5 protein-coding genes and 2 pseudogenes are annotated in these 12485 nt (G+C 44.5%); 2 read left to right on the top strand and 5 right to left on the bottom strand.

Annotated elements, in window-relative coordinates; genetic code table 11:
* Nucleotides 1-263 precede the first annotated feature (263 nt).
* The 3 genes and pseudogenes from Q8J68_RS15030 to mttB all read right to left on the bottom strand — a co-directional run.
* A pseudogene (locus Q8J68_RS15030) lies at nucleotides 264-488 on the bottom strand (hypothetical protein); the annotation flags it as partial.
* A complete protein-coding gene (locus Q8J68_RS13665) occupies nucleotides 430-675 on the bottom strand; it encodes a B12-binding domain-containing protein (protein ID WP_370867652.1) in 246 nt (81 codons plus the stop codon). The gene Q8J68_RS13665 and the pseudogene Q8J68_RS15030, both read right to left, overlap by 59 nt.
* 18 nt (nucleotides 676-693) lie before the next feature.
* Nucleotides 694-2184 (bottom strand): annotated as a pseudogene (mttB, locus tag Q8J68_RS13660) ([trimethylamine--corrinoid protein] Co-methyltransferase).
* Nucleotides 2185-3950: 1766 nt separating this feature from the next.
* On the opposite strand from mttB, the gene Q8J68_RS13655 reads away from it, so the two are divergent.
* Together Q8J68_RS13655 and Q8J68_RS13650 are read left to right on the top strand one after the other, a co-directional pair.
* Nucleotides 3951-10337, top strand: coding sequence for an RICIN domain-containing protein (locus tag Q8J68_RS13655; RefSeq protein WP_305312066.1), 6387 nt, complete (start codon nucleotides 3951-3953; stop codon nucleotides 10335-10337).
* A 45-nt stretch (nucleotides 10338-10382) separates the two neighbouring features.
* Entirely contained in the window at nucleotides 10383-11105 is a 723-nt protein-coding gene (locus Q8J68_RS13650) for a hypothetical protein (RefSeq protein ID WP_305312067.1), read from the top strand.
* Nucleotides 11106-11131: 26 nt separating this feature from the next.
* Here Q8J68_RS13650 and Q8J68_RS13645 read toward each other — a convergent pair whose 3' ends face one another.
* Both Q8J68_RS13645 and Q8J68_RS13640 read right to left on the bottom strand, forming a co-directional pair.
* A complete protein-coding gene (locus tag Q8J68_RS13645) occupies nucleotides 11132-12019 on the bottom strand; it encodes a mechanosensitive ion channel family protein (RefSeq protein ID WP_305312065.1) in 888 nt (295 codons plus the stop codon).
* Nucleotides 12019-12485: hypothetical protein (locus Q8J68_RS13640; RefSeq protein WP_305312064.1), on the bottom strand; the 467-nt coding region annotated here is incomplete at its 5' end. The genes Q8J68_RS13640 and Q8J68_RS13645, both read right to left, overlap by 1 nt.

Here is a 12485-nt window from a genome sequence, read left to right as displayed (position 1 = left end):
CTCTCTTTCTCCCGACAAGAGGTTGTGGTGGTAAATGTGATTTAATGAACTTCCACTGTTCATCAGAGAGTTCTCTGAATTCCATTAACATCCCCACAATACCATTATGGGAAATAGTATTTATAATTTTGACATGGGCTCAATGACTTTATGTTCATATCTTCATATTATATGTATATCATAAACAAGATATAGAGGACATTTGATGTGTATTTAAGCAAACCATAAAATTTGTCTGGTGTGAAAAGTTTCCCGGCAAGATCTCAGCAAATCCTTACAAAAGATTTGCCCAAAAAAACAGAAGGGGAGGGCACCATACTTGGGAGCTGGACCATTCTAGGGAAATTCCAAGGAACATTCGAAGCTCCCTCGATGTTACTGATTACGACCTTACCTTTGCTCTTTGTCTCTGAAGCCAACTTCTCGGTTTCAGGTGTAAGTCCAGCCACACCTGCGCTCATAGCCTCGGATGATGCTATCACATGAGGAAGGAAAAGTGTACCTGCCTCGAACTGTTCTCCTACTTGTCATTGCACCGGTAAACCCATCCTTGATAAGCTCTACAGTATTGATGCCTGCATCAAGGTATTCCTGTGCAACCCCTGCTGCTACATCCTCATCAAAATCTAAAATCGCTTCTTTTGCTTTTGCGATAATCTGTTCTTTAGTTGCCATTTTTATACCTCCTTTCAATTACATGCTGGCCCTGAAAGCCTTGTCAGCCTTGTCCACTATTGCCTGCATGTCTTTGAGCAGGTCAGCATCTATTGGTGCTACTTCGTGGTTTTTCATGACGTCAACGACCTTTTCATGAGCAACCGTTGCGATATCCTTTGCACCTGCCATTTGCCAGTCGCCGTACATCATTCTGTCAATGAGTTTCGGGCTGGATGGCAGATCTATGTTCTTTCTTGTGGTCTTGTGTGCGAGGAAGTTCTTCCCGATACCTACCTGTTGGATAGCTTCCACCGAAAGCGTCTCTTCAGATATCGGAATACCTTGCATTACCTTTTTTGTCATTGATATCATGTCATTATCAAGTACCAGCTGCTCCATTGAAAAAGTCATACCAAGCTCGAGAACACCTGCACCAAAGACCGTGTTTGCACCAGCGAGGGCTGGCAATAAATTTGTCATGGTCTTCTCATGTCCTGCCTGACAGTCAGGAATCTTTGCATCTGCCTACGAACCAGCCACGAAGGTGGGGAGGCCATAATACTGGCCGAGCTTTGCAACAGCTGCACTGATAAGACCGAGCTCAGGTGAACCACCCGGTGCTGTACCCTTCTTCAGGTCAAAAGCGGTTGTGCAGCTTCCATACCACACCTTGGAACCAGGAACTGTCAACTGTGCAAGTACAATACCAGACAGAACTTCTGCGTTATGAGTAACAAGAGTTCCACCAATGTGTACAGGGGATGAACCCCCTGCCATTGCCATGCTCAGAACGTTCACAGGAATCCCAAAGCGTGCACCTTTTATGATGACTTGACATGCGTTGACGCTCTGTTCCAAGGGACTTGTTGGGCACAGAAGCATTGAGAAAACAGGTTTTTTACGTGCTTCTTCTTCATCTCCGCCGTAATAGGCTTTAACTATGTCCCAGTAATATTCGACGTTTTCACCAACAGGATCAAGGGATAGATAGTGCTTAGTTGTATTCATCAAAGGAACAAGCGTTTCGTGAACATCCTGTGCACCTTTGCCTGCCCAATCTCTTGCAGAAACTGCAAGAGAATAATAATCGATATTATCTGCCCAGTCTACAAGCTTTGCGGTTGCGGCAACATCTGCCTCGGTGGAGTCTACTGTTTCGTATTGTCCAGGTGCTTTATAGTTGCACATCTTGACACAGACGCCGAAACAAGTCCAATGAACTTTTCCATTTGCTTCTTGTGCAATATTGTGTTTTTTTTCACGACCCCATAAGGTGAATTTAGAAGGACAGTCCATAAGTGCCCTTTTAACAACATATTCAGGGATCTTTACTACCATTGTTTTTTCATCAACAATACAACCTGCTTCTTTGAAGATAGCTCTTGCTTCTGCGTCAGACACCTGGATACCAGGTTCCTGAAGTACGTCTATTGTAGCTTGGTGAATTGCTCTAAGATCTTCTTTGGAAAAAAAATCTAGATTAACTCCACTTTGTATATTCCTACCAGGATAGAAATGTTCTACCATGCTTTGATACTCCTTATTTTTCTTATAATGTACAATAACGGAGTGCACGGCAAAATAAAATTAGCAATTTTCTATATTATTCTGCAATGCTCTCCGCTTTTAACTTACCTTGAGCTTGCTTTATTTTTATCCTCAACAAACGAGGTATATCGTCTTACTATGTAAACATAGTGTTGAAAATAGTTATATCTCACATTCCGCAGGTAGACAATAAAAGTTCATAATTTTGCTTGATGCTGGTTTTAGTTATATTGATGGAAAAATATATTTTGTTTGTCCGCTAAGAATGCTGCTAAAACGGGCATTTTTCGAATATATATATATAAATGAAAACAATAATACTAAGATTACAAAAACGCTAGCAAGCAAAATTATTCAAAATGAGTTCGTACCTGCGGAATGTGAGATATACAAGATACAACAGGAATTAATATCGCCTTCCACCACTTGCAGCCCTTTTAAACCCCCTACAAGCACTTGAAAATATAAAACATACGATACTATCAAAACAACAAATAAAGCCCTACCAGCGCTATTATTGAGCGCAATAAAGAAATCTCCTCACTTTCAACGAGTTGTACCCACAGAACCCTGCCTGCAAGGTGCTCTGATGAGAAGGTTAAGCATGTGTATCTGAGGGTTCAGGAAGGGTCAGGAGAGAGTTTGTAGAGATTCTATGAGGTCAACATATCAAACCTGAGACCGAGGGCAACACAGGGCATTTTAACATGAATCGAGCAAGAAGACTGTATTAAGAAATGTACATTATCAATTTAAATTAGGAATAAATAAATAACATTAGATATAAAAAACAATAGAAGCATTATTCAAAAATAGGTGATATTAATGGACCAATTAATTGTTCTACTCGCTGGGCTAGCTATTGTTAGCGGAGCTCTTTGGCAAAATAAAACAGAAGGATATGAAGCATTTAAGATACCTGGATTTATAGTTTTTTTTGTTTGCATTACATCGATTATCGTAATTATGATGTAACTCTAACCTATTCTTTCAAAAATCGTCTACAAAGGGCTTACAATCATAGACATACAAACGTATCAACCAATCCCTGATAACCCTGCCACAGCCCTGCCTTGCCCCTCAGTGAACAGGTTTAAGTGCTAAGTATCCTTGAATTTTGATTATCTCGAAACGTTGACCTTTTTCAAAGCCCTCAATCTCTACAATATTTTTAGGCAGTGTTATTGAATACTGTCCGTTCCTATTTTGCAGTTTAACCGTAATTGTCACCTCTTTTTTATATTGCTATAATTAACAATGATTCTAGCAATATATAAGCGTTTTTCAAGTTAAAAGTCTGGACAGCACAATAAATCTATACTAACAAACAAGAAGAAAAGTAAACAAACCTTAACAGTCTATCTTTACCGTATCTCCATCTTGTATTGACACTCTATCAACTCAATATAGTTTAAAACAAGCCTTGGCTCATTCCATTATTCAGGAGGTTGCCTACTTTACTTAGGTTTTTTGCTGATACCCTCGACTCTGTGGCAAAGCAGAACATGTGTAAGGGATGTTGTCTATTCCCTGCTACCTTGCCCAGACATTCTTCCGGTATCATCTGGCTTCATCTCCACACAACATGTTCCTCTTTTATGAATAAGAGGAGCGTTCTAGAATTGCTGCTTTTCTCTGTAAGTATATAAATGAAGCAATCAATTAAAAAGTTTTCGAAGGGTTTTTATAGAAAAGAGAACAGAGTTTCTAAATAAGAATGAAGTTCCCGCTACGGAGCTTATGCCATGACTATCAAAACGGCTACTATGATCTTTATTAATCAAAGAAACGTTATTCAGTTCTTTGCAGTATTTACGATTTTTCTCTTAATAGGTTCAGGTGTCTACCCAGCCCTGGCTGCTTCCAGCGACGATGATCTTCTAAATGCTACCTTTACTTCATCATCTATTACACCTTTCGAAGTTTCCGCACTTAACGCCGTGGCACAGACAATTGCCTTTGCCAACCAGCGCGACACCGGCATAGATCTTGATTCCCTGCTGGCTGCAATAGATGCTGATACAATTGAGGGGAAGGGGGATGAGAGTTCTCCCATGCTGCTCTCAACAGATTTTTCAGAAATTGACATGGACCCGGCGAAGTATGGTCCGGACACTGACGGCGATGGAATCCCGGACTCCATTGAGCTGGTACTTGGGACCGACCCCAATAATCCGGATTCCGATTTTGACGGACTTGACGACCTTTTCGAGATCCAGAACGACCTGAACCCACTTGAACCGGATTCCAACAACGACGGACTTGCTGATTATTATGAGGTCACAGGTGTCCATCCGGATGTGGACGGTGACGGAATTCCGAATGCCTGGGACCTTGACAACGACAACGATGGTGTTATCGATGCCCTTGACCTTTCACTTTTCTCAAGATCCGTTTTCAGTGATAGTTTTGAATTCAACATTACAACCAACGGCAACCCCACTTACCTTAACTTCCAGATACGACCTGAAAATCCGGAACACCTTGATCTGCTTTCCCAGAGCTGGGACTGGCCCGATGATGCACACGGCACGATGAAAGACCTTGACGGTTCAAAAAATGATGTCACTGTAACACCAATGCTTGAACTCACCGTACCTGTAGACTCTAAAATCGTTTCTGTGGACAGTGGGGAATACATGCAGCTGAATGCGAGCCAGGAAGGACATACAAATATTACCACAGGTAATTACACCGACAACACCTATCAGATATGGAGGCTGGAGCAGGTTGAAGGAAACTATTACAGTATAATTTCAGCTGACAGTGGTAAGTGCCTGGAGGTATTCAATGCCAGTCAGGAAGGCATGGCAAATGTCACAACAGGCAACTACACCGGAGAGGAACATCAGCTATGGAAACTTGAGCTGAACAGCGAAGGATATTACAGACTTGCCGCCAGGCACAGCGGGAAATACCTTGAAGTGTATCCCGGCGCCAACAAGACCATGATCCAGAACACATCCCGGGAAGATAACCTACAGCTCTGGGAAATAGAACTTGTCGGCGGCATCGCCTCAGATCCTTCCGCTCTTGTGGATTACGGCATCACTGTCACTTTAGGTAAGGCATACGTCCCTCTCTCACCTGTGAAGGACTTCGGAAAGACTGTTGCCCTTAACGGTCGAATGTTCTATCCCGGGGATTCGGCTATGGATACGTACACAAAGGTAGAACTCACCTGGATGGCAATCGGAGAGACCGACAGGCCAAAGAAGGTGTCTTTGAGAACACACAAGGGACAGTATGTTTCAGTGGATGGGACAACATCAGAACTTGTTGCCGGAAGCTCTTCCGTTACAGACGGTGATATATTTGAGATAGTTTACATCAACAATAATAAGGTAGCATTCAAAACTGCTGATGGTAAATACATATGTGCTGCAAATGGCGGAGGAGAAAAACTGGTGGCAAACATCACAGAGATCGGAAATTGGGAGATCTTTGAGTTGCAGCATCTGGAAAATGACAGGATCGCCTTGAGAGCCAGCAACAGCCAGTACGTTTCTGCAGAAGGTGGAGGGGGAGGGGGAATCGTTGCCAATAAGGATGAAAGGAAGGACTGGGAATCATTTACCCTGACCATCCATGAACACGAATCCGTATCAACAACCCTGGCAAAGTATAATGACAGATTCATGCTCACAGGATTTAATGTTGAGGAGAACTATGGTTCTGATTTCGGCCTGTTCTTCAGCGAGGACAGGGAACGCACTTTTGAAGCTGGTTTTGTCCTTTCCTATGCATTTTTGAGAGAACAGACCCCTCTTGACCAGATGCCGCAAAAATTACAGGATGAATACAATGTAACCATCAATTATGAAACCGGCTCTGCGACCCATCAGGATGAAGCCCTGGCAAAGATCAGCGGTGAATTGACCCCTGATATACTGTCATCCCTGCCTGCAGGCACGGTCCTGCCTGTCATTGGGGTGTTTAAAGACGATTTCCGTTACATGGCAATGGATGATGTGGCTGTGCTTTCATATATCACAGGGAATTCTTTCGATATAATGCTTAAGGAACGACCCCTGATAAGCACAAAGAGCATGAAGATGAGCTGGTATGATACGGATACGGCCACGGCCATCACAACAGAGGAAATGCTGGAAGAAGTCCGGCAATGGGGGCAGGCTGGCGGACTTGATGAGCTCACACTTACAACGTTCATGAACCTGATGATAGCCTGGGAGACAGGCGAGTCCACCGTCACTAAAGTAGGATCTGTTGAAACCGATTTCAACTTCCCTGAAGGCAATGAGGTCCTTGATGCCATTGACAGTTATGGAATAGCGGCAATTGACCTTGTTTGTAGTCTTATAATAGGTGGAACTGCGATCTATTCCTTCATAACTTTCACAAAACTGGAACCCCTTGCACCGATAGCAGGCCAGACTAACTGGAAACTCATGAAAGCAATGACAGAGTCGGTTACAAAGGTACGCAATGGTTTCATGGGAGCCGTTAACCGGACCAGCACTGTTCTTGGAGCTATCGCATGGGTTGTTGTTGGTGCCATAGCTTTCTATGCATTCTGGTCAATAGCAGCCAGCGAAGGCTGGTCAGGATATGGGATATTCGTCGGCACCCTGTATGCCACACTTATGGTGTTGTATGCGGTGGCTTTGTGGGCCATATCCCTGATACCTGTGGTCGGTTGGGCCATTGCGGCAATTGTTGCTCTTTCAGACCTTATATTCGGATGGATATTCGGCAAAGGCTGGTCGCAGATGCTCTTTGAATGGCTTATAGGTCTTTTCACAGACGTAAGGGTCAAGACCGAAGCCGACCTGAGGATACTGGACACTTCAGTGAACGTTATCGATCATACTGACAACGGCCTTACCGAAGGTGATCGCATCGAGCTGGAAAGCCAGTTCAAGGGTATCATTACAAGAACATCAAGTGGCTCATTCACAAATATTCAGAATAGTTATATAAGACCCCAATACAGGTACAGCTCGGCTTACACGCTTGCAGGCAGCAGTACCACCACTGAAGGTGCAACTGTTTACCTTGACAATCACCGGAAGAAAGAAACAGAATATGAAGCAAAGCTGTGGATCGAGCCAGAAGCAGCGATCAACTTCCCGTTCAAGTTCTGGCTAAGCTCGGACTACAGGGTCTACTACGATAAATGCTGGTGGTTCTTTGGATGGCACTGCAGTGAAAAGAGCAACACAGGCACATCCGATTCGGACCCATCTACTCTCTATTTCGATGTCATGCCTGCGGATATAGAAAGCTTTGTACTGTGGAGGGCCATATCCTCCAATGACATTGACGGTGACGGTGTTCTCAACTGGGATGAACTGCGCTATGGCACATCACCCCTCAGGTGGGATACTGACAATGATGGACTCTCCGATAGCTACGAACTAGAATATGGCACCTCTCCGCTCAACAAGGATACCGATGGCGACGGACTAGATGACGGGCTTGAACTACGCTATGGCTATGATCCTCTCAACTGGGACACCGACGGTGACGGGCTCAGCGACTTTGTAGAACATAATGGATGGGAGATAGAATTTGAGTTCCATGGCGAGACATTTACACAGCATGTGTGGTCCAGCCCCCTGAAACAGGATACCGATGATGACGGCCTGAGTGACTTCAATGAATTTCTCAAAGGTCTCAACCCACGTTCAAAGGATACGAATGGTAATGGAATCCCGGATGCCGATGATCCTGACTTCGTTGCAAAAGCATATATCGGCAATGTCGACATGAACGGCATGGGCAGCAGCATAAAGACCGATCCTGATACCAATATCACAGCCGTGATAGATTACACTCTGGTGGGTAAGGAAGACCCGGCTGCCAATATCACAGGTACGCCTGCAAGATGCTGGCTGTTCGTGAGCCTGGACAATTCCACGTTGCATGAGGAAATATATAACGGAACGCCTGCCATAGGCACTGAGACTTTGGGATCTTCCACTTTCTGGTTCAATGCCCCAAACAGCACGGGTGTATCTAAGTTACGCTTCTATCAGACATGGAATATATCCCAGCCGGCACCCCCCGAAGAAGAGAGGGCGGTCATAGGAATAATCGATACCCATGACTATCCTGAAAAAGAGGGCTGGGAGCCTTTCGGAGAGGACAGGGACAGGGACGGCCTCATAGATGTGAACGAGCAGATAGGCTGGTATGTGGAAATTACCAATTCCACAGGCACCCACAAGATCCATGTGACCAGCAACCCAGGATTCAGGGACAGTGATTTTGACGGGCTGGATGACCACACCGAGTGTTACATCACAATGACAGACCCCCTTAGCCCTGATACTGATGGCGATGGGCTTGGTGATTATGTGGAGTACATTCTTGGCACAGACCCGACGAATTACGACACTGATGGAGACGGCCTTGACGATGGAACCGAGGTATTCTTTGGTAGCAGTCCGTTGAATCCGGATACCGACGGTGACGGGCTGAATGATCTGACCGAGTATCTCTTATCCACAAATCCCAATAATATAGATACTGATAATGACGGACTGACAGATCTCCAGGAATATGAGTTCGGCTCCAATCCGCTCAAGCCGGATTCCGATGATGACGGCCTGTTCGACTATCTTGAATGGGTCTATAGTACAGACCCGCTTGACCCTGACAGTGACAGAGACGGACTTGAGGACGGACATGAAGTGCATGGCACCGGAACCGATCCTCTCTCAGGGGACACTGATAATGATGGTCTCACAGACCTTGAGGAACTGGAGCTGAAAACAAATCCCCTTTCAGCAGACACGGACAATGACGGATTGACCGATCTTCAGGAAATAAACCTCGGCACAAACCCGTTGCTTGAGGATACGGACGGCGATAATCTCATTGATTCGCTTGACATGGATTCTTTTGTAGCAAATGTCAGGAAAATCACTGTGGCTTATGATATGAGCGAAGCCAATGAAGAACTGCTGGATTCTTTGAGCAGGTATACGAACATAACTGTCTGTTCTGCAGATGAACTTCTGGCAGATCATTCTCATGAACCCTACATCCTGCTGCTGGGCAGACCCGGAGCTGTAAATGGCACCGCGGGGAAAATTACCTATGATGTGCTAAGCGGCGAAGGTGAAGTACTCTCAAACATGATCATGTCCGATCATGACAGGATGGCTGTCAGGTATGGAGTATGGAATGAGACCCAGACAGTGGTAATGCTTTCAGTTCCTTACATGTATGACTACTGCCGGATACTGGACGCTTTCAGGAGCGAACAGGTCACCACGTCAACCAGTTCGGTCCTGGTAGAATACATGGCAGCGAAGAACATTTTCCTTGTAGAATCTGCTGACTCCATAAAAAGAACGGATTTGTCGGCGGGTGTTGTCCTTGATGTAAATGTCACTCCATGGATAGAGCTAAGGAAGTCCACCTCTTCACCGGTCCCGCTGTCCTCAAAATCCGGACTGGCATCCGGAGAATACGCTCTTGGAAAGTATTTTGACATAGAGGTCAGTGAGAATATACAGAATACTACTGGCAGTATAATGAACAGCACTCTGCTGAAAATCTACTATCGTTCCAGTGAACTGGACAGGAACGGGGATGGTGACACGTTCGATCCAAGCGACATAGATGAGAATACCCTGTGCATCTATCACTTCGACGAAAACACGCGCAGATGGACAAAGCTCCCATACACTGGAGTGAGCACCGAGGATGTTGAACTATACGGCGAGAGATATGCAGGCTATGTGTGGGCAAGGGTCCCGCAGCTTTCTACCTTTACTCTTGCAGGAAAGCCTATCATGTTTGAATCCCGTGGTCCCCTTGATTCGGACCTGGACGGGTTGCCCAATGTCGTGGAGTACAGGCTCGGCACTGATCCTTTCAATCCCGACACTGATGGGGACGGCATCATCGATTCACTGGATCCGTACCCGTTGGACCCATTGATGCCATTGCGGGCATTCCCTGCAGATGAGATAAAAGGTTTGGATGTTGCTGAAGAGTTACCGGAAGATGCTCAAAAAGAGTACACTGATATAAGTGAAGTGCCCCATGAACAGGATAAGCCGGATTCTGCTTTATTCTGGATGATGCTTGCCGGAATAATTACAGGCATTATAGTCTTGTTAGCCTACGTTGGGCTTTCCAGAAGAAGAAGAAGGTGAATCTCAGGCCTATATTAAAAAACAACGGAACCGGAAATGAGCCGTGTGTCATTGAACAACAGAAAAGGAATAGATAGGCAACTGCTTGTTGCACTGGGACTCGCCTGTGTATTGATTTTTTTTGCTATCTATTATGCCGAAAACAGGGAAGTGAACGATGCCCGCACACTTGCAGGCAGGACACTATCTGCTTCTGGTGATGTCAAATCCTACCAGTTCGATATCCACAGCAATATTTCAATGATGGGGGAATATTTCACCCTTATCCGGGGGAATGGTTCTGTGGATTACCTGAACGAAAAAATGGCTGTAAGACTGGGATCTGTCGATGATTCAATGGACATGATAATAGTTGAAGGTAAAGCCTATTTCAGAAGCGTGGGCCATTCATGGGAAATGAGGGAGCTGAACCGGAATATATGGGAAAATTATGACCAGTTGACGAACATGAACCTGCTTCTGGCCAATTCAACGAATCTGAGCATGGAAAAGACAGATGCATATTTCATCCTCACCGCTTTCCCGGACAGAAATGCGTTTATCGGAGAAGCTGAAAATGCAGGTCTGCAGCTTAAAGGTAATGAACGTCTTAATGAATACAGTATAAAGTACACTATCGAAAAGGACAGTTATCGTATAAGTTCCATAGAAAGTCGTATTGAGTTCATTATGAATGTTCAGGGATTGATGACTCCGGTCGCTATAAATAATCGCGTCGACATTTACGATTACGATGTGAAGCTGGAGATAGAAACTCCAGTCATATAAAAAAGCAATATATTATGAGTCGCTAATCACATATCCTCAAAACCAGCTCTCTCCGAGCGAGATGGCCTGTTCTGGGAAAAACTCTCACCGGGTTCCCTCTGATAATATCCCGGGAAGAATGCCTCAGGAGCTTTTATATCATGTTGTGCAAAAGCCTTCCAGCTTCGGCGAGTTATGTCTGACCTGAACTCAAATTCGTATCTAAGGTTATTGACGTATGCCTTGATGCGTACCCTGAGATGAGAAGGAAACTCGTTAAGCAGTACGGTAACACCATGCTTATCGTCAAGGAAGATATATTTTGATGTAAAGGCTGCCTCTTCTGAGATCTTCATGGCAAGGTATGCGTCTGACTGTGGATCGATGAACATATCTGTAATCACCATCATCTCCGATTTTCCATAGTTACCGCTGGCAACACTTTCTATGAAGATCAGGTTGTTTGGGACAGAGACAGTGTTATCGTCCGGGGTCCTGAGCTGGGTTGCCCTGAGACCGATATCAATAACCTCGCCATAGTAATCTCCCATCCTTATCTGATCGCCTACATGATAGGTGCTCTCAAGTATGATCACTATTCCTCCGGCAACATCAGCAAAAAGATCTTTCAGTCCAAAACCTATTACTGCGCCCGCAAGTGCACTAAAAGCTACAAGCTGATTTGACGAAATTGTAAGAACATACGAGGCGATATAGTATATCACGATAAGATAGAACACTATCCTAAAAAGAGGTTCAATCATACGGATATGCACCCGGTGACTCTCAAATCTCTCCGATATGCGGGATAGAATGGACGCAACCACCTTTACAAATATGTGAGATACCACCAATAAGACGATGATCTGAAGGACAACTTCAAAATTTAGGATAGATGATAGAACCTCTGCAGGGCTTGGATTATGATCCGACATTAGCTCATCCTCGCATCTTTGGCCAGTGATTCAATGTATTTTGTTGCTTCGGGATTTACCGAGCATATTCTGTCCCTGATGTCGATCAACTCGTGCTTTCGGAGTATTGCCAGGGACCTTATTACATCTATCTCATCCCCGATAGCGTCTTCAAGACTGTCCTGACTTACTTTCCCCATTGAAAGTATCAGGAATCCGACAAAGGTTGTGTCATAGTCAAGCTTGGCCTTAAAAGAGGGTGAATATATCTCGTCTACTTTAATCGTTGAATTGTGCAGGCTTTTTTGCCAGATAATCTGTGCCAGCCGGATATTATCGGAAGAGATGTCCTTTATTTGGATGAATGCCAGCTCTTCAGGTGTTTTTTCTTTTTCATTTTGTCGTGGCTTTTTTTGCAATACATGGTTTAAGAAATTGTTTAGTTGACTATTTAGTAAACTGTAATTCAGTTTGGGAACAGGGATAT

Source organism: Methanolobus sp., assembly GCF_030682845.1.
Lineage (GTDB): Archaea > Halobacteriota > Methanosarcinia > Methanosarcinales > Methanosarcinaceae > Methanolobus.
This window is presented reverse-complemented; position numbering and strand designations above follow the sequence as displayed.